At 63.2% G+C, this 21,751-nt stretch carries 27 protein-coding genes and 1 pseudogene; 12 read left to right on the top strand and 16 right to left on the bottom strand.

The annotated features are described in order from the left end of the window. Nucleotides 1-3 precede the first annotated feature (3 nt). From tolR to ybgC, 5 genes are all read right to left on the bottom strand, one after another. Nucleotides 4-456, bottom strand: a complete 453-nt coding sequence (gene tolR / locus AC0V8S_RS07415) for a protein TolR (RefSeq protein ID WP_183463941.1) — start codon at nt 454-456, stop codon at nt 4-6. Nucleotides 457-466: 10 nt separating this feature from the next. Further along, the gene (tolQ, locus tag AC0V8S_RS07410; RefSeq protein WP_023766137.1) at nt 467-1,177 is read right to left on the bottom strand and encodes a protein TolQ; all 711 of its coding nucleotides are present in this window, start codon (nt 1,175-1,177) and stop codon (nt 467-469) included. Between the two features lie 258 nt (nt 1,178-1,435). Continuing rightward, nucleotides 1,436-1,747, bottom strand: a complete 312-nt coding sequence (locus AC0V8S_RS07405) for a type II toxin-antitoxin system RelE/ParE family toxin (protein WP_475437302.1) — start codon at nt 1,745-1,747, stop codon at nt 1,436-1,438. Further along, the gene (locus AC0V8S_RS07400; protein WP_475437301.1) at nt 1,737-2,012 is read right to left on the bottom strand and encodes a type II toxin-antitoxin system ParD family antitoxin; all 276 of its coding nucleotides are present in this window, start codon (nt 2,010-2,012) and stop codon (nt 1,737-1,739) included. The genes AC0V8S_RS07405 and AC0V8S_RS07400 overlap by 11 nt, the downstream gene beginning before the upstream one ends. 96 nt (nt 2,013-2,108) lie before the next feature. Next, nucleotides 2,109-2,591, bottom strand: coding sequence for a tol-pal system-associated acyl-CoA thioesterase (ybgC, locus tag AC0V8S_RS07395; protein WP_475437300.1), 483 nt, complete (start codon nt 2,589-2,591; stop codon nt 2,109-2,111). Between the two features lie 57 nt (nt 2,592-2,648). Between ybgC and AC0V8S_RS07390 the strand changes: the two genes are divergently transcribed. Beyond that, the gene (locus AC0V8S_RS07390) at nt 2,649-3,899 is read left to right on the top strand and encodes a glycoside hydrolase family 5 protein (protein ID WP_475437299.1); all 1,251 of its coding nucleotides are present in this window, start codon (nt 2,649-2,651) and stop codon (nt 3,897-3,899) included. A 22-nt stretch (nt 3,900-3,921) separates the two neighbouring features. On the opposite strand, the gene AC0V8S_RS07385 is transcribed toward AC0V8S_RS07390, so the two are convergent. The 8 genes from AC0V8S_RS07385 to AC0V8S_RS07350 all read right to left on the bottom strand — a co-directional run bounded on the left by AC0V8S_RS07385 (nt 3,922) and on the right by AC0V8S_RS07350 (nt 9,327). After that, nucleotides 3,922-4,818 carry a metallophosphoesterase gene (locus AC0V8S_RS07385; protein ID WP_475437298.1) on the bottom strand — a complete coding sequence of 299 codons (897 nt, stop codon included), beginning with the start codon at nt 4,816-4,818 and terminating at the stop codon, nt 3,922-3,924. Nucleotides 4,819-4,978: 160 nt separating this feature from the next. Beyond that, nucleotides 4,979-6,016 (bottom strand): Holliday junction branch migration DNA helicase RuvB, encoded by a 1,038-nt coding sequence (ruvB, locus tag AC0V8S_RS07380; RefSeq protein ID WP_475437297.1) that lies wholly within the window; start codon nt 6,014-6,016, stop codon nt 4,979-4,981. A gap of 43 nt (nt 6,017-6,059) precedes the next feature. Further along, nucleotides 6,060-6,680, bottom strand: coding sequence for a Holliday junction branch migration protein RuvA (gene ruvA / locus AC0V8S_RS07375; protein WP_183463954.1), 621 nt, complete (start codon nt 6,678-6,680; stop codon nt 6,060-6,062). Between the two features lie 15 nt (nt 6,681-6,695). Continuing rightward, nucleotides 6,696-7,109 carry a type II toxin-antitoxin system VapC family toxin gene (locus tag AC0V8S_RS07370; protein ID WP_183463956.1) on the bottom strand — a complete coding sequence of 138 codons (414 nt, stop codon included), beginning with the start codon at nt 7,107-7,109 and terminating at the stop codon, nt 6,696-6,698. 2 nt (nt 7,110-7,111) lie between these two features. Then, nucleotides 7,112-7,363: an AbrB/MazE/SpoVT family DNA-binding domain-containing protein gene (locus tag AC0V8S_RS07365; RefSeq protein WP_013529138.1), complete on the bottom strand. Its 252-nt coding sequence runs from the start codon at nt 7,361-7,363 to the stop codon at nt 7,112-7,114. A gap of 61 nt (nt 7,364-7,424) precedes the next feature. Beyond that, nucleotides 7,425-7,934 (bottom strand): crossover junction endodeoxyribonuclease RuvC, encoded by a 510-nt coding sequence (ruvC, locus tag AC0V8S_RS07360; RefSeq protein ID WP_140892609.1) that lies wholly within the window; start codon nt 7,932-7,934, stop codon nt 7,425-7,427. A gap of 96 nt (nt 7,935-8,030) precedes the next feature. Then, nucleotides 8,031-8,564 (bottom strand): protease adaptor protein RcdA, encoded by a 534-nt coding sequence (rcdA, locus tag AC0V8S_RS07355; protein ID WP_096451211.1) that lies wholly within the window; start codon nt 8,562-8,564, stop codon nt 8,031-8,033. A 382-nt stretch (nt 8,565-8,946) separates the two neighbouring features. Further along, nucleotides 8,947-9,327, bottom strand: a complete 381-nt coding sequence (locus AC0V8S_RS07350) for a hypothetical protein (protein ID WP_475438587.1) — start codon at nt 9,325-9,327, stop codon at nt 8,947-8,949. 328 nt (nt 9,328-9,655) lie between these two features. Here AC0V8S_RS07350 and AC0V8S_RS07345 point away from each other — a divergent pair, with 328 nt between their 5' ends. After that, on the top strand, nt 9,656-10,207 hold the full coding sequence (locus AC0V8S_RS07345; RefSeq protein ID WP_475437296.1) for a DUF2269 family protein: 552 nt from the start codon (nt 9,656-9,658) through the stop codon (nt 10,205-10,207). 42 nt (nt 10,208-10,249) lie between these two features. Here the strand turns inward: AC0V8S_RS07345 and AC0V8S_RS07340 are convergent. Together AC0V8S_RS07340 and AC0V8S_RS07335 are read right to left on the bottom strand one after the other, a co-directional pair. Next, nucleotides 10,250-11,019 (bottom strand): annotated as a pseudogene (locus AC0V8S_RS07340) (sulfite exporter TauE/SafE family protein). A gap of 130 nt (nt 11,020-11,149) precedes the next feature. Continuing rightward, nucleotides 11,150-11,608 (bottom strand): Lrp/AsnC family transcriptional regulator, encoded by a 459-nt coding sequence (locus AC0V8S_RS07335; RefSeq protein ID WP_095201140.1) that lies wholly within the window; start codon nt 11,606-11,608, stop codon nt 11,150-11,152. 132 nt (nt 11,609-11,740) lie between these two features. Between AC0V8S_RS07335 and AC0V8S_RS07330 the strand changes: the two genes are divergently transcribed. The 3 genes from AC0V8S_RS07330 to AC0V8S_RS07320 all read left to right on the top strand — a co-directional run bounded on the left by AC0V8S_RS07330 (nt 11,741) and on the right by AC0V8S_RS07320 (nt 14,468). Next, entirely contained in the window at nt 11,741-12,646 is a 906-nt protein-coding gene (locus tag AC0V8S_RS07330) for a DMT family transporter (protein WP_183463962.1), read from the top strand. 132 nt (nt 12,647-12,778) lie between these two features. After that, nucleotides 12,779-13,426: a thiamine phosphate synthase gene (locus AC0V8S_RS07325; protein WP_475437295.1), complete on the top strand. Its 648-nt coding sequence runs from the start codon at nt 12,779-12,781 to the stop codon at nt 13,424-13,426. A 1-nt stretch (nt 13,427) separates the two neighbouring features. Further along, nucleotides 13,428-14,468 carry a tetratricopeptide repeat protein gene (locus AC0V8S_RS07320; protein ID WP_183463966.1) on the top strand — a complete coding sequence of 347 codons (1,041 nt, stop codon included), beginning with the start codon at nt 13,428-13,430 and terminating at the stop codon, nt 14,466-14,468. A 15-nt stretch (nt 14,469-14,483) separates the two neighbouring features. Here the strand turns inward: AC0V8S_RS07320 and AC0V8S_RS07315 are convergent, their stop codons facing one another. Further along, nucleotides 14,484-15,500 (bottom strand): zinc-dependent alcohol dehydrogenase family protein, encoded by a 1,017-nt coding sequence (locus AC0V8S_RS07315; RefSeq protein ID WP_475437294.1) that lies wholly within the window; start codon nt 15,498-15,500, stop codon nt 14,484-14,486. 108 nt (nt 15,501-15,608) lie between these two features. Between AC0V8S_RS07315 and AC0V8S_RS07310 the strand changes: the two genes are divergently transcribed. The 7 genes from AC0V8S_RS07310 to AC0V8S_RS07280 all read left to right on the top strand — a co-directional run bounded on the left by AC0V8S_RS07310 (nt 15,609) and on the right by AC0V8S_RS07280 (nt 21,678). Continuing rightward, on the top strand, nt 15,609-16,469 hold the full coding sequence (locus tag AC0V8S_RS07310) for a LysR family transcriptional regulator (RefSeq protein WP_475437293.1): 861 nt from the start codon (nt 15,609-15,611) through the stop codon (nt 16,467-16,469). A 116-nt stretch (nt 16,470-16,585) separates the two neighbouring features. Then, complete coding sequence (gene efp, locus AC0V8S_RS07305; protein ID WP_019861758.1) at nt 16,586-17,152, top strand: elongation factor P; 567 nt, start codon at nt 16,586-16,588, stop codon at nt 17,150-17,152. Nucleotides 17,153-17,176: 24 nt separating this feature from the next. Beyond that, entirely contained in the window at nt 17,177-17,977 is an 801-nt protein-coding gene (locus AC0V8S_RS07300; protein ID WP_475437292.1) for an inositol monophosphatase family protein, read from the top strand. 81 nt (nt 17,978-18,058) lie between these two features. Next, complete coding sequence (gene trhA, locus AC0V8S_RS07295) at nt 18,059-18,745, top strand: PAQR family membrane homeostasis protein TrhA (RefSeq protein WP_475437291.1); 687 nt, start codon at nt 18,059-18,061, stop codon at nt 18,743-18,745. Between the two features lie 200 nt (nt 18,746-18,945). Further along, the gene (locus AC0V8S_RS07290) at nt 18,946-19,971 is read left to right on the top strand and encodes a MotA/TolQ/ExbB proton channel family protein (RefSeq protein ID WP_475437290.1); all 1,026 of its coding nucleotides are present in this window, start codon (nt 18,946-18,948) and stop codon (nt 19,969-19,971) included. Nucleotide 19,972: 1 nt separating this feature from the next. Beyond that, nucleotides 19,973-21,004: a peptidoglycan -binding protein gene (locus tag AC0V8S_RS07285; RefSeq protein ID WP_183463977.1), complete on the top strand. Its 1,032-nt coding sequence runs from the start codon at nt 19,973-19,975 to the stop codon at nt 21,002-21,004. Nucleotides 21,005-21,252: 248 nt separating this feature from the next. Then, nucleotides 21,253-21,678 (top strand): hypothetical protein, encoded by a 426-nt coding sequence (locus tag AC0V8S_RS07280; protein WP_475437289.1) that lies wholly within the window; start codon nt 21,253-21,255, stop codon nt 21,676-21,678. The last annotated feature ends 73 nt before the right edge of the window (nt 21,679-21,751 follow it).

Below are 21,751 nucleotides of genomic sequence, written 5' to 3'. Positions count from 1 at the left end.
CGTCTATTGATCCTGTTCCTGCAGCGAAACCAGGCCGATGTTCTTGTAGCCAGCGGCCGAAATGCGGGCCATCACCTTCATCGCCGTGCCGTAGTCGGTGGACTTGTCACCACGGATGAAGATGCGCTCCTCGTAGCCGGTCTTCGAGATCGCCTGCAGCTTGGCCACCAGCTCCTCGATCGGGATCTCGGTTTCCTGCAGGAAGATCTTGCCCGTGGCATCGATCGAGACGGTGATCGGCTGCGTGTCGGCGTTCATCGCCTTGGCCTGCGTGTCCGGCAGGTCGATCGGCACGCCGACCGTCAACATCGGTGCCGCGACCATGAAGATGATCAGCAGCACCAGCATCACGTCGACCATCGGCGTGACGTTGATTTCGGACATCAGCGCATGGTGACGGCCGCGCCGCCTGTGGCCGCGCCCGCCGCGTCCCACCATGCCTACGGACATACCCATCAGCTACTCCTCAGGCCTTCGGCGCGACTTTTTCATCGATTTGGCGCGAGAGTATGGCGGAGAACTCGTCGGAGAACCCTTCCATGCGCACAGCGATCTTGCTCGCATCCGATGACAGCTTGTTGTAGGCGATGACCGCCGGGATGGCGGCGAGCAGGCCGATGGCCGTCGCCAGCAACGCCTCGGCGATACCGGGCGCAACCACCGCGAGACTGGTGTTCTTGGAGCCGGCAATGGCCTGGAACGAGGTCATGATACCGATGACCGTGCCGAACAGGCCGATGAAGGGGGCCGCCGAACCGGTGGTGGCGAGGAAACCGAGACGCCCCTCCAGCTTCTCCATCTCGCGGGTCAGCGCCAGGTCCATCGCCTTGTCGATGCGGGTCTGCAGCCCGAGCGGCGTCTTGGCGCCCTTCTCAAAACTCTTCTTCCACTCACGCATGGCGGCGACGAAAATGGCGCCCATGCCTGAGGTTTTGCGGTCGGCGAGCGTGCGGTAGAGCTCTTCCAGCGACTGTCCGGACCAGAAGACCTGCTCGAAGCGGTTCAGCGCCAGCCGCATGCGGCCATAGGCGACCAGCTTGTCGATGATGATCGCCCAGGTCCACACCGAGGCGCAGAGCAGCCCGATCATGACCAGCTTGACCACCCAACTGGCCTGCATGAACAGCGCCCAAATCGACAATTGCGCGCCCGGTTCGGCGAGTGCGATATTTTCCATCGTTACGTCCTTAAGATTTTCCGGGCGAAGCTGGCGGCTGGCCCCTGGCATCCCTTGTGGTCGGTTCGCACGAAGCTACCGGACGCCCCCAACCGTGCCGTTAGCGGCCTTTTCGGGGCAAATATTGGTGAAAGGAAGGCGCTGGATGGCGTCAATCTTCACCAATCTCTTCATGAACCGTTATGGTTAAGGATGAGTTAGTAAATAAGGCGCGGCGCATTGCCGCGCCTGGTGGCGGGACCGACGCGCTTCCGCAGGCTAGGAGTCCGTCTCGTCCACGTGGTGAGGGTAGTCCTGCCCGCCATAGAGGACACGCAGGATGAGCACCTGCTCTGCGTCGACCCGGAACAGGATCGACGCACGACGTTCAAAGCCAACGACGCGGACTCCGGGGCCGACGGCGTCGCGAACGGAGCCGCGTTCCGGGAACGTCGATAGCGCCATGCACGCCGCCTCGATGCGGTCGATATAGGTGCCGGCACGCGCGGCACCGCTTTCCTGTTCGATGTAATTGTAGATGGCAAAGAGGTCGGACCGCGCCGAAGGTCTGAAAACGACCTTATGTGTCACGCTTGGCGACCTTCATGCGGTCTGCATGGTGCTCGCGCAATGCCTTGAACACGTCCTCGGCCGGGATATCCGGGCGCGCATCGTCTAGAGCTTCCTGCACCTTGGCTCGCATGATGGCGGCGATGACCTGCTCCTCGCGGTCAAGAGCGCGAAGCGCGGCACGCATGACCTCGCTCGCGGAATCGTACGCTCCGGACGCCAGGCGGGCATCCAGGCTGCTTTGCTGGCGTCCAAGCGTCACGCTTATGGGTTTGCTGGTTCTCATGGCGATGTCTTCCTTGTCCTACCCCTTATAGCACAATGTATGACACTGTCATACTATTCCCGGATGCGCGCGAGCTCCGCTGTCGGGCAAATCCGTTCAATCAGCCGAAGCACCAGACTTGGGCATGAATGCCGCGACCCATTCCCTGGGAAAACGCCTCGGCCGGCCATTCTCGCCGATGATCGCCGCTTCGACCTTGGCCTCGACCAGCACCTCGTCGCCGCGTTTGAGCTGCTGGGCCATGAAAATGCGCGCGCCGGAAATGCTGTCGGTGCGGGTGTCGACGGTCAGGATGTCGTCGATGCGGGCAGGGCTGCGGAAATCGATCTCCATGCGGCGCACCACCCACACGATCTTCTCGCCATGCTTGCCGTCGGCGAGTTCCGTGTGATGTACGCCGGTGAGCCTGAGATAATCGGAGCGACCGCGCTCGAGGAATTCGAGATAGCGCGCGTGGTAGACGACGCCGGAGAAATCGGTGTCGGCATAATAGACCCGCGCCATCAGCCGGTGCCCGAACGCCGTCAGCGCGCCGGAAAGCCCGGCCAGCAACGTCGCCGATTCACCATGATCGCCCATTGCGCTTCCTTTTTAAGTCCTGAAGAGGCACCTGTTCCCCGCGCGACAAAGCATCGGATGGCACTGTTGACGGCGATGATCAAGAGCTTGATGGCGGCGCTGTTGGTGCTGGTGGCTTTGGCGCTGCCCGGCCAGGCAGCGACTTTTACAATGAAGCGCGGCCTCAATCTTGACCAGTGGGTCACCTGGCCCGGTGAGGATCAGTGGGGTGATCGCAACGCCATCCTGCCCTATCCGGAATGGCGCAAATTCCTCAAGGATGACGATCTCAGAGCGCTCAAGGAAGCGGGTTTCGATTTCCTGCGCATGCCGGTCGACCCCTCGCCTTTCCTGTCCGACCAGACCGAGGCCCTGCGCGACGACCTCTATGCCAGCGTGCTGGATTCAGTGCGCATGATCAACCGCGCCGGCCTGAAGGTGATCGTCGACATGCACCTGATCCCGGCCGGCGGCAGCCGCAAGATCGGCATGGCTGAGGTGATGGACGATCGGCAGACCTTCAACCGCTACGTCGACATGGTGCGCACGATGGCCCGTACCCTGGCCGGCGAGGACCCCAAACAAGTCGCGTTCGAACTGATGAACGAACCGATCGTCGATTGCGACAGCGACGGCACCAGCCTGTGGCCGGACCGCCAGCGCAAATTGTTCGCCGCGGCGCGATCGTCGGCGACGAAGCTGACGCTGGTGCTGACCGGCGCCTGCTATTCCGCCGCCTCGTCCCTGCAGAAGATCGATCCGAAGGCGATCCCCGACGACAACGTCATCTGGACCTTCCATTCCTACGATCCGTTCCTGCTCACCCACCAGGGCGCGACCTGGGCCGGCGATTTTATTCCCTACGTGACCGGCCTGCCCTATCCGCTGACATCAGTGCCGAAGGCGCAGCTCGACGTGACACTCGACACCATCCGCGCCCGGATCAAGGCCGAGGCGCCATGGACGCGGCAGAGCGGCCTGCTGGCCTATCTCGACGAACAGGTCGCCAGCATGGACAGTCCCAGCAAGCTGCTTGGCCTGATGGAGGCGCCGTTCAACAAGGTCGAGGCATGGGCGAAGGCCAATGGCATCAAGCCGGAAAACATCACGCTGGGCGAGTTCGGCATGATCCGCCAGGAATATGGCAATGCCTATGTGATGCCGGCCGAATACCGCGCCGCCTATGTCAAGGACATGATCGCGCGCGCCGAGGCGCACGGCTTCTCATGGTCGGTGTGGAGCTATGGCGGTGCCTTCGGCATTGTCGATGCCTTCAATGGCGACAAGGCCGAGCCTGACGTGATGGATGTGATCCGGTCACTCCCTTAGAGGCGACAAGCGATCCTTCATATCAACCGAGATCGATCTGCAGGATCTCCGGCCGCACGCCGAAACGCACCGGCATGATGCTGAAACCAAGCCCGCCCGAGACGATCAGGTTGCGGTCGTTCTCGACGACATGGCCATAGGCAAAGCGATTGCCGAAACGCGACGGCACGACAGGCGAGTAGCCGAACAGCCGCACCTGCCCGCCATGGGTGTGGCCCGACAGGGTCAGCGAAACCCGCCACGGCACGGTCGGAAAAATGTCGGGCTCATGGGCAAGCAAGATGATCGGCGCGGTATCGCTAACCTTGGCCAGCGTGCCGTCGAGATCGTCGAACCCCTTGCAGTCGTCGCCCTTCCGGGTCGGCAGCAGCGCCAGCTGGTCGGCCAGGCCAGCGATCCAGACGCCATGGCCATCCTTCACCAGGCGCACGACATCGTTCTCCAGCACCGGGATACCGACCTTCTCGAGGGCCTTGCGCGCGATTATCGGGCCGGCCCCGGCGCGCTGCGCGAAGCCGTCGCTCCACCAATCATGATTGCCAAGGATCGACAGGACGCCGAGCGGCGCCTTGAGGCCCGACAGGGCGGAGGCCCATTGCGATGGCGTCACCGGCCCCGTCACCAGGGGCATGCCCGCAATATAGTCACCCAACAGCACGATCAGGTCCGGCTGTAGCGCATTCGCGTCTTCGCAGAGCGAGGCAATATGCTCCTGCGTCATCCAAGGCCGGCAGGCATGGATATCGGCGAGCGCGACAACCCTCAGCTTCAGGCCATCAGGCCAATGCGGCGGCGTCAGCGCATAGCGCTTCACATGCGTCAGCAGCATCGGTTCGATGCCGACCGCATAGGCGCCGAGCGCGGCGGCGGTCAGGAACGACCCGCCGATGAAGCGCAGGAACCCGCGTCTGGTTATCATTCTTTGGCCCCGGCACGTGGATCGCGGCGGCATGCCGCGAGACAGCGCCGATAAAATCCAGGATTGCGCCGGCAAATCGGCAAAGACGAGCAGATTTTGCGCAAACCGTTCACGGATGCTTGATCATTGGTCCGGGAACCCCCGCCTGATCGCTTGGCGGCTATTCTTCCTGGAACAGGTTGATCTGCTGCTGCGTCAGGTCCTTTGGCGCATCGAGGCCGAGATGGCGCCAGGCATTGGCCGTCAGCATGCGTCCGCGCGGCGTGCGCTGGATGAAGCCCTGCTGGATCAGATAGGGTTCGATGATGTCCTCGATGGCGTCGCGCGGCTCGGACAGGCCGGCGGCGATGGTCTCGATGCCGACCGGCCCGCCGCCGAAATTGCGGGCGATCATAGAGAGATAGCGACGGTCGAGCGCGTCGAGGCCGAGCGCGTCGACCTCGAGCCTGGTCAGTGCCTCGTCGGCGATGAGACGGTCGACATGACCATCGCCGGCGACCGAGGCGAAATCGCGCACGCGGCGCAACAGCCGGCCGGCGATGCGCGGCGTGCCGCGCGCGCGCCGCGCTATCTCCAGCGCGCCGTCGTCGCCGAGCGGCATTTGCAGGATGCGGGCACCACGCCGCACGATCTGTTCCAGTTCCTCGACCGTGTAGAAATTGAGCCGCACCGGAATGCCGAACCGGTCGCGCAGCGGATTGGTCAGCAGGCCAAGCCGCGTGGTGGCGGCGACGAGCGTGAAGCGGGCAAGGTCGATCTTGACCGAGCGCGCCGCTGGTCCCTCGCCGATGATCAGGTCGAGCTGGAAATCCTCCATCGCCGGATAGAGGATTTCCTCCACCGCCGGGTTCAGCCGATGGATTTCGTCGATGAACAGCACGTCGCCTTCTTCGAGATTGGTGAGCAGCGCGGCGAGATCGCCGGCCTTGGCGATGACCGGCCCGGAAGTCGAGCGGAAATTGACGCCGAGTTCGCGCGCCATGATCTGCGCCAGCGTCGTCTTGCCCAGCCCGGGCGGCCCGACGAACAGCACATGGTCGAGCGCCTCGTTGCGCCCCTTGGCGGCCTCTATGAACACTTTGAGATTGGCCCGCACAGCCGCCTGGCCGACGAAATCGGCAAGCGTCTGCGGCCGCAAGGTCTGCTCGGCATCCTCGCCGCGTTTGTCGGGGGCGATCAGGCGGGGCGACAGGCTCATGCTGTCTTCCTCGCATATGGCAGGGAAACGGACAAGCGAGCCCTCACCGCGCGAGTTCCTTCAGCCCGAAGCGGATCAGCTTCGGTGCATCGGCGTCCTCGCCTGCGGTCTTCAGCGCCGCAGCCACCGCATTGGCGGCGGTGTCGCGCGAATAGCCGAGATTGACCAGTGCCGAGACCGCGTCGGTGATTGGCGCCGGGGCCACGCCTTCGCCGAGTTCCTGCTTCAGGCCGATGGTGCCGGAGGCGGCGCCCGCATAGGCCGGCGCCTTGTTCTTCAATTCGGTAACGATGCGCTCGGCCACCTTTTTGCCGACGCCGGGTGCGCGGCTGACCATAGCGATGTCGCGCAGCGCGATCGCATTGGCGAGGTCGGCCGGCGCCAGCGTCGACAGGATGGCCAGCGCCACCTTGGCGCCGACACCCGGCACATTGTTCATCAGCAATCGAAACCACTCGCGCTCAAGCTGCGACTGGAAACCATAGAGGCGCAACATATCCTCGCGCACATAGGTCTCGATGAACAGCACCACCGCCTCGCCGGGCGAAGGCAGCGCGGCCAGCGTGCGCGCCGAGCAATAGGCGACATAGCCAACGCCATGAATGTCGACGAGGCAATGATCCTCGTCGATCTCGTCCAACGTGCCCTTGAGCTTGCCGATCATTGGACGCAGCCCCCGTTAGGGATGAGTATCGGGCGTAATGAGCTCGACATCTGGAAAGTACTTTCTGAAACCTGCGGGATCGCGAGTAAGAATGGGATAGCCTCGGATGGCGGCATGGGCTCCTATCAGGAAATCGGGCATCACCTTCTCTCGAGGTCCGCCCAATCGCCGATAGACAGAGAACGCTCTCGCCGCCGCAAAGGCCGCTTCGAACGGGAGACTTTCGCGCCGGAACTCATCTTCAGGCAAGGCATCATCGACGTCGTCTATCGCCTCATAGCGCATCGAAAACTCGGCGTAGATGATCTGATTGATGACCAGGCTGCCCCGCTCAAGAGCAGACACCATTTTGGACCACGACCACTTTGACCAGGCGGGATCGCGAACGGCCACATCGATAAGTACATTGGTGTCCACAAGCGTCGCCAAGATCAGCGATCCCGGGTCAAAGCCATGACGGCATCGGCATTCATTGTTTGATCGCCGCTGCCCTCAAGCCGATCGAGCGCGGCAAGAAAACGATCTAGTCTTTCGCGGTCAGCCAGCCGCCCCTTGTCATGTTTCGGCGTGATCGTGATCTTGCCGCCCTCAATGCCGAAAATGACTTCGCTGTTGGCGCCAATCCCAAATGTCTCCCGCAGATCCCGTGGGATTGTCACCTGGCCCTTGCTCGTCACACGCATCAAACACGCCTTTCTTACAAGTAAGAAATATTCCAACTATGTGAACAAGTCAAGAACATCCCTAGCCGGCAAGCGCCATGCGATAGGCGGCGCTCTGGCGGTGATGCGCATGGCAAATCGCGATGGCCAACGCGTCGGCGGCATGTTCGGTGTCGAACGTCGCCTTCGGCAGCAGCACCTTCACCATCATGTGGATCTGCTTCTTGTCGCCATGGCCGACGCCGATGACCGCCTTCTTCACCGCATTGGGCGCATATTCGGCAACGACCAGGCCAGCGCGCGCCGGCACCAGCATGGCGATGCCGCGCGCCTGGCCGAGCTTCAGCGTCGCCACGGCGTCCTTGTTGACGAAGGTCTGTTCGACGGCCGCCTCATGCGGCATTGCCGCATGCAGGACTTCGGCGAGTCCGTCATGCAATTGGCAGAGCCGTGTCGCCAGCGCCGCCTTGTCCTCGGAGCGCACGGTGCCGGACGCGACGAAGCGCAAGGAATTGCCGAGGCTCTCGACGATGCCCCATCCGGTGCGCCTGAGCCCCGGATCGATACCGATGATGCGAATCGCTTCCCCCATGCCGTCACTTTACCCCCTGGGCGGACAGCGATGCCAGCGAAATGTGAACAAACCGGAAACAGAACCCTATCGAGCCGGGAAATATTCCGAAGCCGCTCAGTTGCGGGCGAAAGCGGTGTTGAGCAGGCTGATCTGGTCCGAAACCGGATTGGGCCGGCGGCCCATCGGCTGCATGTCGACCACGGCGCCGGCGCCGTAGATCTCGTCGTCCATGCGGCGCACCAGCGCCTGCAGGCGAAGCGAGCGGTTGACGAGGTCGAGAAAATCCTCGGGCAGTTCGGCCCAGCCGGCGGCTTCGTCATGCGCGGAAGCGGTATCGAGGCGCACCTTGGATTTTTCCGAAGCGACCTGGTCGCGGGTCATTTCGCCGGAATTGGCCGCGCGCTGCAAAAGCAGCCAGGAGGCAACCTGCATCAGCCTGGTCGTCAGCCGCATCGATTCGGCCGCGTAGAGCGTGGCCGCCAGCCGCGACAGTTTCTTGGCCTCGGCCCGGCCCTTGCCGTCGAGATATTCAGCCGCCTGTTCGACCAGCCCCATGCCTTCCTGGTAAAGCGGTTTGAAGGAATGCGAAAAAACCCGACGCTCCGCCAGTTTAACGGTTTTCGCACTGCCCTTCGAAGGCTCGTTCATTGCTACGCCCCTGCACTTGCAACCGGCCGATTCGGTTCACTGCCGATACACCCGGCACCCTATATAACTGAAGCTTGAAAATGCGCTTCGCCGGGGGTGAAGGCAAGCACATGTTTAACAGAAGGTTAACAGCGGACCGACACCCGGCGTGCCACCGGAATGCGGACAAAAAAAAGCCGCGGATAAGGCGGCTCTCAGGAGTTTAACAGGGAGGCGTCAAACAAAGTGGCTCCAACCACTCGGTAAGAATCCAGATCACTGGATGCGCATAGTAAACGCCTGTAAAGCTTAATGAACCTTTAACGGCGCCGATGTTTTTTGACTGAACGCCCCATTCCTGTGCCGTAACAGCACAGTCTCGAGACCTCGGCCGGCATCAAGTTCAGGCCTTTTTCCAGACCACCGGCAGCGCGATGAAGGCAAACAGCAGCATGCCTGCGTAGAAGCCGATCGAGGCGATTCCCAGCAGGGGTTCGATTGCCGGCGTGCCGGCAAGCAGAATGAAGAGGCCGATCATGAGTCCGATGCCGCTGATCGCGGTCAGCCAGAAGTGAACGACGGCGATCGTCTTTTGCCCGACGGTTGGAAACAGGTGATAGAAGAAGGCGAAGACCGCCGACATCAGCCAGCCGGCCACCATGATATGGGCGTGGGTCGGCATCTGGCCATGGTCTTCGCTGATCGCCATGTGGATGCCGAGCGCCATCCCGCACAGCGCATAGATGATGGCCAGTGTGAAGAAATTCCGTGCTACCCCTTGCATGCTTGTCCCCTCGAATTGCCTTTTCCCGTTTTCGGGAATGGGTTGATCGTCAGGCGATTGTCGCCGCCGCCGGGCTCCCGGCGTCGGCGCACTAGCATCGGCAGTGTTTCCAGACGATGTCGCGCTCCCCTGACGCATCCGACAATAGCAGAAAATGAAACCGCGCATCGGCTTGTTGTTCGGACCCGCGCCAGTAGAAAACTGCCGAAACAGAAACTGTTTTTCGCGACATCGTTCCGAAACAGCCACCACGCTAAACGGCCGCTCCTCTGACGGCTGGCGCATATCCGCTCCGCCGCGAAACCCCGGAAATATCCAGGAGCAACCGATGGACTGGTATTCGATCGTCAAATTTCTCCACATCGTCTCAGCCACATTGTGGGTCGGCGGCGGCTTCGTGCTGTTCCTGCTCGGTGTGCTTGCCGAGCGCGCCGGCAATATCGAGGACAAGCTTCAGGCGATGCGAGCCAGCGGGCAGCTGGGCGGGCTTTTCTTCGCGCCGATGTCGATGCTCACACTCCTCTTCGGCCTCATCATGTGCGCCTTCTGGGTCGGTTTCTCTGACCTGTGGATCATCATCGGCCTGGCAGGCTACGCCACGACCTTCTCGATCGGTATGTTCATCTTCAAGCCGACCGGCGAGCGCATGGGCGCCATGATCGCCAAGGAGGGCGTCACGCCTTCCGTACTTGCCATTGGCCAGCGCATGATGAGCGCGGCGCGCTTCGACTATGCGGTGATGCTGGTGATCGTCGCCGACATGGTGCTCAAGCCGACAACGCATGACATCGGCATCCTCGCCGGGATGATCCTGGTCCTGGTGGCGGGTGCCACGCTGGCCTTCGGCGGAAGCCGCCGGCTGGTGGAAAGTGCCGTCTGACGCTGGCGATGAGGTGTATGCGGCAGTAAAGCCGCCGGCCTGCTACAGCAGGCCGGCAATGCCGTCCCACAAAAGCTTCAGCGCCACGACCGCCACGGTCGCGTAGGTGAACGGATAAAAAATCCGGGCCGCATGCGCCGCACCAGCCAGGCGCCGGCGATGGTCGACAGCGGCGCCAGCGGCATCAACACCGCGGACGCCGTCAGATTGGCGGTGTCGAACTGGCCGAGCGCGAAATAGGGGATGAGCTTCAACGCATTGGTCGCGGCAAAGAAGATCGCGGCGGTGCCTGACAGGACCTTGGGGTCGAGGCGGATCGGCAAGGCATAGACCTGGAAGGGCGGGCCACCGACATGGGCGACGAAGCTGGTGAAACCGGCGACCGCACCCCAGATCGCGGCAGCCACGCGGTTGGGTTCGGCGGCGTGGTCGGAACCGTGGCGGAATTGCAGATAGAGCCAGCGCAGCACGAAGATGATGGCGACGGCGCCGACGATCAGCCGCACCGCCTCCTCGGTGACGAGTGCCGCCGTCAGCCAGCCGAGGCCGATGCCAATGACGGCGCCCGGCATCATGTCGACCAGCATCTTGCGGTCATACACGCCCCACCATGTCCACACAGAGACGATGTCCATCAGGCACAGGATCGGCAGCAGGATGGCAGCCGCCTGCACCGGCGGGATGGTCAGCGCCATCAGCGGCACGCCGACGAAACCGACAGCACCGCCGAAGCCGCCTTTGGACAGGCCAACCAGAATGACCGCCGGTATTGCGGCCGCGTAGAACCACGGATCGAGAAGCAGGCCTGACATGGGGAGGGACTGGTCTGGAGGGAAAGCGCGTCAACGCCTGAATAGCCCAGAATTCCAAGCGGAGCGACAGCAAATGCAAGCAGCGGCGCGTTTGGCCAGCGGCGCCTTCATCGCTTGCAGCGCATTTTGATCAAGACGATGAAGCTGATGGCGCGCCGAGCGGCGGCGGCCGCCGCCGGATCGGCTGCGCCTTGATGATGGCGGTGCTGGTCTCGGCCTTGTCGGCGATGCGGTCGAGAATGCCGTCGAGGTCGCCGATCGAGCGCACGAACAGCCGGGCGACGAAACAGTCATCGCCCGTCACCTTGTCGCATTCGCCGAACTCGGCAATCTCCTCGATCAGCTTCTGGACGATGTGCAGCTTGCCCGGCAAAGGCTTGATGCGCACGATCGCCTGCAAGGTGTAGCCGAGCGCCAGCGGATCGATCTCGACGGTGAACGCCCGAATGACGCCGCGCTCCTCGAGCCGCCGCAGCCGCTCCGAAACGCTCGGCGACGACAGACCGACCTGGGCAGCCAGTTCCTTCAGCGAGGTCCGTGCATCCCGCACCAGGATTTCGAGGAGACTTCGGTCAAGATCGTCAAGCATTTCAGATTTCTCACCAATCCGCAAAAGTCACCTAATATAATTAGGCTGATTTCCCATATCGCCTTTTCCACGAGATGGAAAGTGCTCACTCCGCATGAGATTATGTCACCTCAACTGACTCAGAGGTTTATCATGAACGATACGGTACGCGGCACGGTCGAAATGTCGGCCGCAATGGCGATCCTGGGCACGATCGGATGGTTCGTCATCATGTCCGGCCAGCCGATCATGGATGTCGTGTTCTGGCGCTGCGCGTTCGGCGCGATGACGCTGCTGATCATCTGCGCTTGCCTCGGACTGCTGCGCGACAGGCTGTCCTTGCGCATCATCGGCCTCGCTGCGCTTGGCGGCGCAGCCATCGTCATCAACTGGGTTCTGCTCTTCAGCGCCTTCTCACGCGCATCGATCTCGATCGCCACCGCCGTCTACAACACCCAGCCCTTCATGCTGGTCGGCTTCGGCGCGCTGTTCTTCGCCGAGCGGCTGACGCTGACCAAGCTGACATGGCTGACGATTGCCTTCGCCGGGATGGTGTTGATCGTCGAGGCCGCGCCTGACGCCGGCGATGTCGGCACCAACTATTTTGCCGGCATCCTGATGGCGCTGGCCGCGGCCTTCTTCTGGGCCGTCGCGGCCGTCGTCACCAAGAAGCTCAAGGGCACGCCGCCGCATTTGATCGCGTTGATCCAGGTCTGCGTCGGCGTCGTCATGCTGGCGCCCTTCGCCAGTCTCTCGCATCTTCCCGCCGACCCATGGAGCTGGGCCATGCTGGCGACGCTCGGCATCGTCCACACCGGCCTGATGTACATATTGATGTACGGCGCCATCCAGAAGCTGCCGACGCATCTGCAGGGATCGCTGTCCTTCATCTATCCGGTCGTTGCCATCCTGGTCGACGTCACCGCCTTCGGCCATCGGTTGCATCTCAGCCAGATCGTCGGCGCCGCTTTGATCCTGACGGCGGCTGCCGGCATGAATCTCGGCTGGACCTTGTGGAAGTCGAAACCGTCCGCCGCGAGCCCTGAGCCGGTCAAGTAGGGCAGCACACCGGCCGCCCGGCGGTCTGGAAACGCGATCCCGACTGTCCGCCTGTTCAAAGCGGGCAGTTTGCTCTATGCCGCAATCCAACCATCTTCGCCCGGCATAGGCGAAATCCGGGATCGAAGAACCATGAACGACGCCACACCCCCAAATCGCTGCCGCATCGTGCTGATCGCGCCGCCCGGCGTGCCGGCCGCCCGTATAGCCACCGCATTCGACGGTGGCGACGTCGCTTCGCTGATCCTGCCCGAGAACGGCATGGACGAAGCCGCCTTCCAGGCTTTTGCCGAGCAGATCGTGCCGGCGGCTCAGGCCGCGGGCGTGGCGGTCGTCATCGCCGGCGACACCCGCATCGCGGGGCGTGTCCAAGCCGACGGCATCCATGTCGAGGTTTCCAAGGCCGAACTCGCCGAGACGATCGAACATTTCCAGGCGAAAATGATGGTCGGCGCCGGCGGCGCCAAGACACGTGACGATGCGCTTGAGCTTGGCGAGACGCGGCCCGACTACATCTTCTTCGGCCGCTTTGGCTATGACAACAAGCCCGAGCCGCATCCGCGCAACCTGTCGCTGGGGCGATGGTGGGCCGACATGATCCAGATCCCCTGCATCGTCATGGCCGGATCCGATCTGGCCTCCATTGAGGAGGTGGCCGCCACCGGCGCCGAGTTCGTCGCGCTGTCGAGCGCAGTCTTCGCCGATGGCGTCGATCCGCAAGCGGCGGTAAGCCAGGCCAACGCGCTGCTCGACGAAACCGCGCCGCGCTTCGAGGACTGATGTGGCTCCGGTGAGGCTTCTCCTTCAGGCCTTGCTTGCAGCGGCCATGATCCAGGCCGCCGCCGCCGAAACCATACCCTTGCCGCAGCCCAAGCCTGAAGCCGGTGTGCACACCGACAAGCCGATCGAAAACCAGCTGCCGCAGCCCGCCACCACGGCGGAGCCCGCACCCCTGCCCTCGGCCGACAGCATCAATCCAGACCGTTTCGGGGCCAAGCCCGCGGACGCGGCCTATGGCGCCTTCCAGCGCGGGCTCTACAAGACGGCCTACAACCTCGCGCTGGTGCGCGCCCAGAATGGCGACCCGGCCGCGCAGACATTGGTGGCCGAAATCCTGTCGCGTGGGCTTGGCGTGCCGTTGAACGCGGCGGAAGCGGCGAAATGGTACGCTAGCGCCGCGGAGCAGGGCGTGCCGGAATCGCAATTCCAGTACGCGCTGATGCTGCTCGATGGGCGTTACGTGAAGAAGGACACGAAGGAGGCCTATGCGCTGATGCAGGCCGCCGCCGAAGCCGGCAACCAGCTGGCGCAGTTCAATTTCGCACAGATGCTGGTCCAGCAGGATCCCGGCGAGGCGGGTCTGGCCAAGGCAGCCGCCTATTATGAGCGCGCTGCCGCGACCGGCCTCGCCGACGCGCAATACGCCATGTCCCAGATCTACGCCAACGGCGTCGGCGGCAAGCCGCGCGACGATGTGCAGGCAAGGCGCTTTTTGGCGCAGGCCGCACGGCAGAACTACGACACCGCGCAGATCGATCTCGCCGCCTGGATGATCGAGGGCCGCGGCGGCGCCCGCGACCTGAAATCGGCTTTCGGCTGGACGAAGCAGGCAGCCGAGGGCGGCAATGTCGCCGCCCAGAACCGCCTGGCAAAGCTCTATATGCAAGGCATCGGCACCGACCCGGACCTCGTGCTCGCCGGCGCCTGGTACATCGTCGCCCGCCGCGCCGGTCTCATCGATCCCGACATGGACGATTTCCTGCAAGGGCTGGGCGACGACCAGACCAAGCAGGCCCTGCAGAAGGCAAATCGCCTGCCCTGACGACCGCTGCTCGATTTATTGCATGTGATCGAGGACGACCTTGCCGAAGGGCGATCCGTGCTCGAGGTGTCGGTAGGCCTCTGCTGCCTCCAGCCAGGGAAAGACCCGATCGACCACCGGCCGCAGTCCGTTCACGAGGAGCGCCCGGTTCATCGCCTCGAAGGATTCGCGCGAACCGACCGGTATGCCGCGTGCCGTGACCTGGCGGCGAAAGATGTCGAGCGGATTGATCGCTCCCTCGCTGCCGCCGAGATAGCCGATGACGTTGATCTGGGCGCCACGCGCCGCCGCCTTCAACGATTGCTCGAAGCTTTGTGGTCCGCCGACTTCTATAATGTGGTCGGCCCCTCGGCCTTCGGTCAGCGCCAGCACGGCCGACGACCAATCGGGATTGTCGCGGTAGTTGATGCCGTCATGCGCGCCAAGCGCCTTTGCCCGTGTGAGCTTGTCGTCGCTGCTTGACGTGACGATGACCCGTGCACCGGCGGTCGCGGCGAACTGCACCGCAAACAGCGAGACGCCGCCGGTGCCCAGGCTGAGCACCGTCTCGCCCGGCTTCAACTGGCCTTCGGTGAACAGCGCGTGCCAGGCCGTGACCGCGGCGCAAGGCAATGTCGCCGCTTCGACATCGCTCAGATGGGGCGGCGCGAGCACGGCCGCCTGTTCGTCCAGCCGCGCGAACGCGCTGAGCAGCCCATCGATGGGACCGCCGCGCTGATAGGACGGTTCGGCCATGGCGAAGCTGCCGCCGACCCAGCGCTGCCAGAACGTGCCGCAAACGCGGTCGCCAACCTTGAAGCGGGTCACTTCGGCACCAACCGCCGCCACTTCGCCGACGCCGTCGGAAAGCGGTATCAGCGGCAGGGCAAAGGCAGTGTGATAGCTGCCACGGGCGATCTCCACGTCGCGGTAGTTGAGCGCGGTTGCCTTGACCTTGATGATCATCTCCTGGCGGCCCGGTTCCGGCATCGGCCGCTCGACCAGTCTGAGATTGTCGATGCCGCCGGGCGCCTGCAATTCGATTGCTTGCATTGTCTTCTCTTTCCTTTTCGAGATCCGTCGAAAGGAAAATCGCTTGCCGGCGTCGTGATTTCAAATTCATAATAATCAGAGTGATTATGCACCTGGAGCATTTTCGGAATGCTGGAAGAATTGCGCACGCTCGTTCTCTTCGCCGAGGAAGGTTCTATCCAGAAAGTCGCGCAGCGTCTGCCGCTGACGCAGCCTGCCGTCACTCGGCAGATGCAGCGGCTGGAGGACATGCTCGCGACAACGCTTCTCGATCGCCGGCAGAAGCCGCCACGCCTGACCGCGGCAGGATTGGAGGTGCTGGCGCGGGCAAAGGCCATACTGGCTTCGGTCGAGGCTCTGAAAGCGTTCGCCGCCGACGCCGAGCCACAAGGCGTGCTGCGTGTCGGCCTGGCGCATGGCTTGTCCGATGCAAGCGTTGCCGGCGCTATCGCCGGCGCGGCCGCTGCGTTTCCAAAAATTTCGTTGCGGCTCAAGACCGGCTGGAGCGCGGAGTTGGTCGAGCAGTTCGAACGCGGTCAGCTCGACATGGCGATCATTCTGCGACCTGCCGATCATCAAGGCCCGGACGCGCTCGGCACCGAACGTCTCTGCGTCATAGCCCAGGCTGGCGGCACCGAACCCCATGTCACGGACACTCGCATGCCTTGGGTTCTTAGCCCCGAGCCCTGCGACGCGCGTCAGAGCCTCCTCTCCAGTCTGAGCGGCGAACGGCATCGGTTCGTCGTGGTGGCGGAAATCCAGGACCCGGCGATGCAGATGGAATGGGTCCGTCGGGGCCACGGCCTCAGCCTGATGCCGTTGCGGCTCGCGGCGCGCGGACTTCCCGACGGCCTCATGCTTGTCGATATCGAAAATGTAGACCTTTCATTGCAGGTCGTGGCACTGCGCTCCCCGCACCTCAACCGGCTGGCGAAGGCTGTGGAGGCCATTGCAAAGGCCGTCGGCGAAGCCATCAAGATCGAGGTCTGATGCCGGCCAGCCGGCTGGAGCCGATCCGGCGTCCCTTGCCTCTCCGGGCGATTTGTGGTCTTGGGAGCCCCTAAATCGCTTGTCCAGGCGAAAATCTCATTCCGGATCCCATCATCATGGCCAAGATCAACGGCAACGAAATCCGTCCCGGCTACGTCATCGAGCACGATGGCGGCCTGTGGGTCGCGGTCAGGACCAACACCGTCAAGCCCGGCAAGGGCGGCGCCTACAACCAGGTCGAACTGAAGAACCTCATCAACGGCACCAAGCTCAATGAGCGCTTCCGCTCGGCCGAGACGGTCGAACAGATCCGCCTCGACCTGAAGGATTTTTCCTTCCTCTACGAGCAGGACGACGCGCTGGTGTTCATGGACACCCAAAGCTACGAGCAGCTCGAACTGAACAAGGATTTCGTCGGCGACCGCGCCGCCTTCCTGCAGGACGGCATGATGGTGACGGTTCAGCTCTATGAGGAAAGGCCGATCGGCATCTCGCTGCCCGACTATGTGACGCTGACCATCACCGAGGCCGACCCGGTGGTGAAGGGCCAGACGGCGGCATCCTCTTACAAGCCGGCAGTGCTGGAGAACGGCATCCGAGTGCTGGTGCCGCCCTTCATCGGTGCCGGCGAACGCATCATCGTCGACACCAACGAAATCACTTACGTGCGCCGCGCCGACTGACGCGCGGGCACAGGAAGACAAACGATGGCACGCTCAGCCCTTCTCAACGTCATGGTCCAGGCCGCAATGAAGGCCGGCCGCTCGCTGTCGCGCGACTTCGGCGAGGTCCAGAACTTGCAGGTCTCGCTGAAGGGCCCGGGTGACTATGTCAGCCAGGCCGACCGCAAGGCCGAGGACATTCTGTTTGCCGAATTGTCGAAAGCACGTCCGGGCTACGGCTTCCTGATGGAAGAGCGCGGAGTGGTGGAAGGCGACGACAGCCAGCACCGCTGGATCGTCGACCCGCTCGACGGCACCACCAATTTCCTGCATGGCATTCCGCTTTTTGCCGTTTCGATCGCGCTGGAACGCCAGGGCCAGATCGTTGCCGGCGTCATCTACAATCCGGCCATGGACGAGCTCTATACGACCGAGCGCGGCGGCGGCGCGTTCATGAACGACCGCCGGTTGCGCGTCGCCAGCCGCATCAAGCTGGTCGACACCGTGATCGGATGCGGCATGCCGCATCTGGGACGCGGCCACCATGGCAATTTCCTGGTCGAGCTGCGCAACGTCATGGCCGAGGTCGCCGGCATCAGGCGGCTTGGCTCGGCCTCGCTCGATCTCGCCTATGTCGCGGCCGGCCGCATGGATGGCTTCTGGGAAACCGGCCTGTCGGCCTGGGACATCGCCGCCGGCCTGCTGCTCATCCGCGAAGCCGGTGGTTTCGTCTCGGACATGGACGGTGGACAGGACATGCTCGACAACGGCTCGGTGGTCGCCGGCAACGAGGTCATACAGCGCGCTTTGCTGAAGGCCGTGAAGAAGCCTCTCTCGGCGCGCTGAAGGGCCGCAGTCGCAAAACCGCAACCAAAGCTTGAAATACTATCCGGCGGTTACAGATTAAAGGTGACCGCAGGACGATCGATGACCAACACACCGCCGCAACTCGACATTCCGTTCATCGGGCGCTGGCACTATTCGCGCGCCGAGTTGATCGCCGACGGTATCGTCCATGCTGTCGGCATCGTGTTGGCGATCGCGGCCGGTTCGGCACTGCTGGCGCTGGCGGCGTTTCGGGTCGGGCCGGGCGAATACATCGCCGCCGCGTTCTATGTCGTTTCGCTGCTTACGGTCCTGTCGGTGTCGCTGGCCTACAATCTGTGGCCGGTGTCCTCCCCGGCTAAATGGGTTCTGCGGCGTTTCGATCACGCCGCGATCTACCTTCTCATCGCCGGCACCTACACGCCTTTTCTGGCCCAGCTCGACGGCTCCCCGCTGGCAAGCTGGATGATCGTTTTGGTTTGGATCGCGGCCGCGACGGGCATCGCCATCAAGGTGTTCTTCCCCGGCCGCTTCGACCGGCTGGCGATCGTCTTCTACCTTGCCATCGGCTGGAGCGGCATCGTCCTGGTCAAGCCGCTCGTCGAGACGCTGCCGACGACCTCGATCGTGCTCATCGTCGCCGGCGGCATCGTCTATTCCTGCGGCGTCATTTTCTTCGCCTGGAAGGGACTGCGCTTCCACAACGCGCTGTGGCATGGCTTCGTCGTCACCGGCGCCGGCCTGCATCTGGCGGCGATGGTCGACTGTCTGGTCATCAACCGGTTCTGATTTGGGTTTCGATCGCCGATCGGACGCGCGGCACACCGGCCCCACGGCAATATTGCCAAGCGCCATTCAATTTGGTCACAATTCCGTTTAGAGTCGCGAACTACGTGATCGGCGGCGCTGGAGCAATTCCAGGGAAAGTGTGAGCGGTTTCCCGTTCGGAATTGCGTAAAGGCAAATAGAGCATCGGAAACGGGGCACGGATGGCTTTTCTCAGATCCTTCGGCATGGGCAGACGCTCCGACGTTCTGATCTACGATCCGCATAAATTGTCGAGTCCGCAGGTCTTCCTGCTGACCATGGTCATCTTTCTGGCCATCGTCGCCTTTATTGCCGCCATCCTGACCCGCCAGATCTCAACGGCTTTCGTCACCAATCCCGGGCTCAACGGCCTGATCATCGGCGTGCTCGTGGTCGGTATCCTGCTTGCCTTTGCCCAGGTCGGGCGGCTGTTTCGCGAGGTGCGCTGGGTCAACTCCTTCCGCGCCGGCTCCGAGACCACCGAACCGGTTCTGCTGGCGCCGATGAAGGCGATGATCGGCCGCTCATCGTCGATGGCCTTTTCGACCTCCTCGATGCGTACCATGCTCGATTCCATCGCCACACGCCTCGACGAAAGCCGCGACACCTCGCGCTATCTGGTTGGCCTCCTGGTGTTCCTCGGCCTGCTCGGCACCTTCTGGGGCCTGCTCAACACGATCGGTTCGATCCGCGAGACCATCGAATCGCTCGACCCCGGCACCGGTGACGCGGCGGCGGTGCTCGATTCGCTGAAGCAGGGCCTGTCGGCGCCGCTGGCCGGCATGGGCACGGCCTTCTCGTCCTCGCTGTTCGGCCTGTCCGGCTCGCTTGTCCTCGGCTTCCTCGACCTGCAGGCCGGCCGCGCCCAGACGCGCTTCTACACCGAGCTTGAGAACTGGCTGTCCTCGGTCACTGATCTCTCCTCCGACATCGTCGTCTCCGACACGGCCAAGACCGAATCCTCCGACGAGATTCGTGTGCTGTCGGAACGGCTGCGCAGCATGCAGGAGAATGGCGGCGGCTCCAATCCGCGCGTCGCCACCGCCATGGCCAATCTCGCCGACGGCATTTCCGGCCTGGTCAAGAACATGCGCTCCGAGCAGCAGATCATGCGCGACTGGGTCGAGGCCCAGTCCGATGAGCAGAAGGCGATGCGCAACACGCTGGAAAAGATCGCCGACGCCCTGAAGAAGCCCGGGGTGCACTGACATGGCGCTTGCCAGGGGCCGGCGCACTGATCGCCGCATCGATTACTGGCCGGGCTTTGTCGACGCGCTGTCGACGCTGCTGCTCGCCATCATGTTCCTGCTCACCGTGTTCGTGCTGGCGCAGTTCCTGCTCGGCCGTGAAATCTCCGGCAAGGACACCGTCCTCAACCGGCTCAACTCGCAAATCAACGAACTGACCCAGTTGCTGGCACTGGAGCGCTCGACGGCGCAGGACAAGGACGATTCGCTCGCCAATCTGCAGGCGTCGCTATCGGCGGCCGAGGCGGAGAAGAGCCGGCTCGAACAGTTGCTGGCGCAAGGTGCCGGTGCTGGCGATGCCGCCAACCAGCGGGCTGCGGAGTTGGGCGGCGAACTCGACAACCAGCGCCAGATCAGCCAGCAGGCGCTGAGCCAGGTCGAGATCCTCAACCAGCAGATCGCCGCCCTGCGCAAGCAGATCGGGGCGCTCGAGGATGCGCTCAACGTGTCCGAGACCCGCGACCGCGATTCCAACACCAAGATCGCCGATCTCGGTCGCCGCCTGAACGTGGCGCTTGCGCAGCGCGTGCAGGAATTGAACCGCTACCGCTCCGACTTCTTCGGGCGCCTGCGCGAGATCCTCGCCGACCGCGAGAACATCCGCATTGTCGGTGACCGCTTCGTCTTCCAGTCGGAAGTGCTGTTCCCGACCGGCTCCGAGGTGATCAACGATGCCGGTAAGGTCGAGATGAAGAAGCTCGCCGACGCCATCATCGAACTGCAGAAGGAAATCCCGCCAGAGATCAACTGGGTGCTGCGCGTCGACGGCCACACCGACAACAAGCCGCTCTCCGGCACCGGCCGTTATCGCGACAATTGGGAACTGTCGACGGCGCGTTCGACCTCGGTGGTCAAGTTCCTGATCGAGAACGGCGTGCCGGCCAACCGGCTGGTCGCTGCCGGCTTCGGCGAGTTCCAGCCGCTCGACCCCGCCGATACCGACGAGGCGCGCAACAAGAACCGCCGCATTGAACTGAAGCTCACCGAACGTTGATTTCTCATCACGCGAACTCACGCGAATTTGTTCGCCGGCTCAACTCTAGGGCGCAGGCCGAGACCAGCAAGGCCTGAAAACATTATCTTTTTTTAATTACACTTCGCACCGGAGCGCTCCTAGCTTGCTGCGCAGGGCCGAGAGCCGCCGGCGATGCCTCCCATCGCGACGCGACGGAACTGGACGACCCAAACGGTCGGAAGGCGAGGCGGCAAGGCCGCTCCCTTCCTAGCAGGAGGAAGCGCCCCATGCGCACATCAGCATCTCTCAAGACTGCAACGCTTGCCGCAATTCTTATTGTCGCCCCGCTCGCTGGCGCCTATGCCGCGGGCCACCACAAGGGCGCTCTCGACGCGTCCGATCCGACCGACATGACCGGCCCGCGTGTCGAGGCCCTCATTCAACAGGCCCAGGGTCTTCACCAGGGCATCGTCGACGCCAGGCAGGCCAACAACATTACCCCGGCCGTAGCGGAACACCTGGAAATGCGCACCAACCAGATCAGCCAGGGCGCCGAGAAGATCGCCGCATCGGATCACGGCAGAATACCGGCCGCGCAATATCATGACCTTTTGCGTCATCTCGACCATGTCGAGCAGCGGCTGAGGGTCAACACCGGCAGCGGTTTCCTGATGGGTGACGGCTCCGACGGTGGAAACTATCCGAACGGCTGAGGCGATCCCACCTGGAAACGGTCCAGGAGGAAGGGACCACCTGGCGCCTTCGGGACCCCAATCCGCGGGCGTC

The sequence above is a fragment of the Mesorhizobium oxytropidicola genome, assembly GCF_056174625.1.
The sequence above is the reverse complement of the archived record's forward strand: the minus strand, read 5'-3'. Positions and strand labels throughout refer to the sequence as shown.

What these genes read in the sequence shown, in the direction of transcription:
- tolR (WP_183463941.1), bottom strand. Translation starts at nt 456, where the DNA reads ATGGGTATGTCCGTAGGCATGGTGGGACGCGGCGGGCGCGGCCACAGG.
- tolQ (WP_023766137.1), bottom strand. Translation starts at nt 1,177, where the DNA reads ATGGAAAATATCGCACTCGCCGAACCGGGCGCGCAATTGTCGATTTGG.
- AC0V8S_RS07400 (WP_475437301.1), bottom strand. Translation starts at nt 2,012, where the DNA reads ATGAGAACCAGCAAACCCATAAGCGTGACGCTTGGACGCCAGCAAAGC.
- ybgC (WP_475437300.1), bottom strand. Translation starts at nt 2,591, where the DNA reads ATGGGCGATCATGGTGAATCGGCGACGTTGCTGGCCGGGCTTTCCGGC.
- AC0V8S_RS07390 (WP_475437299.1), top strand. Translation starts at nt 2,649, where the DNA reads ATGGCACTGTTGACGGCGATGATCAAGAGCTTGATGGCGGCGCTGTTG.
- AC0V8S_RS07385 (WP_475437298.1), bottom strand. Translation starts at nt 4,818, where the DNA reads ATGATAACCAGACGCGGGTTCCTGCGCTTCATCGGCGGGTCGTTCCTG.
- ruvB (WP_475437297.1), bottom strand. Translation starts at nt 6,016, where the DNA reads ATGAGCCTGTCGCCCCGCCTGATCGCCCCCGACAAACGCGGCGAGGAT.
- ruvA (WP_183463954.1), bottom strand. Translation starts at nt 6,680, where the DNA reads ATGATCGGCAAGCTCAAGGGCACGTTGGACGAGATCGACGAGGATCAT.
- AC0V8S_RS07365 (WP_013529138.1), bottom strand. Translation starts at nt 7,363, where the DNA reads ATGCGTGTGACGAGCAAGGGCCAGGTGACAATCCCACGGGATCTGCGG.
- ruvC (WP_140892609.1), bottom strand. Translation starts at nt 7,934, where the DNA reads ATGGGGGAAGCGATTCGCATCATCGGTATCGATCCGGGGCTCAGGCGC.
- rcdA (WP_096451211.1), bottom strand. Translation starts at nt 8,564, where the DNA reads ATGAACGAGCCTTCGAAGGGCAGTGCGAAAACCGTTAAACTGGCGGAG.
- AC0V8S_RS07350 (WP_475438587.1), bottom strand. Translation starts at nt 9,327, where the DNA reads ATGCAAGGGGTAGCACGGAATTTCTTCACACTGGCCATCATCTATGCG.
- AC0V8S_RS07345 (WP_475437296.1), top strand. Translation starts at nt 9,656, where the DNA reads ATGGACTGGTATTCGATCGTCAAATTTCTCCACATCGTCTCAGCCACA.
- AC0V8S_RS07335 (WP_095201140.1), bottom strand. Translation starts at nt 11,608, where the DNA reads ATGCTTGACGATCTTGACCGAAGTCTCCTCGAAATCCTGGTGCGGGAT.
- AC0V8S_RS07330 (WP_183463962.1), top strand. Translation starts at nt 11,741, where the DNA reads ATGAACGATACGGTACGCGGCACGGTCGAAATGTCGGCCGCAATGGCG.
- AC0V8S_RS07325 (WP_475437295.1), top strand. Translation starts at nt 12,779, where the DNA reads ATGAACGACGCCACACCCCCAAATCGCTGCCGCATCGTGCTGATCGCG.
- AC0V8S_RS07315 (WP_475437294.1), bottom strand. Translation starts at nt 15,500, where the DNA reads ATGCAAGCAATCGAATTGCAGGCGCCCGGCGGCATCGACAATCTCAGA.
- AC0V8S_RS07310 (WP_475437293.1), top strand. Translation starts at nt 15,609, where the DNA reads ATGCTGGAAGAATTGCGCACGCTCGTTCTCTTCGCCGAGGAAGGTTCT.
- efp (WP_019861758.1), top strand. Translation starts at nt 16,586, where the DNA reads ATGGCCAAGATCAACGGCAACGAAATCCGTCCCGGCTACGTCATCGAG.
- AC0V8S_RS07300 (WP_475437292.1), top strand. Translation starts at nt 17,177, where the DNA reads ATGGCACGCTCAGCCCTTCTCAACGTCATGGTCCAGGCCGCAATGAAG.
- trhA (WP_475437291.1), top strand. Translation starts at nt 18,059, where the DNA reads ATGACCAACACACCGCCGCAACTCGACATTCCGTTCATCGGGCGCTGG.
- AC0V8S_RS07290 (WP_475437290.1), top strand. Translation starts at nt 18,946, where the DNA reads ATGGCTTTTCTCAGATCCTTCGGCATGGGCAGACGCTCCGACGTTCTG.
- AC0V8S_RS07285 (WP_183463977.1), top strand. Translation starts at nt 19,973, where the DNA reads ATGGCGCTTGCCAGGGGCCGGCGCACTGATCGCCGCATCGATTACTGG.
- AC0V8S_RS07280 (WP_475437289.1), top strand. Translation starts at nt 21,253, where the DNA reads ATGCGCACATCAGCATCTCTCAAGACTGCAACGCTTGCCGCAATTCTT.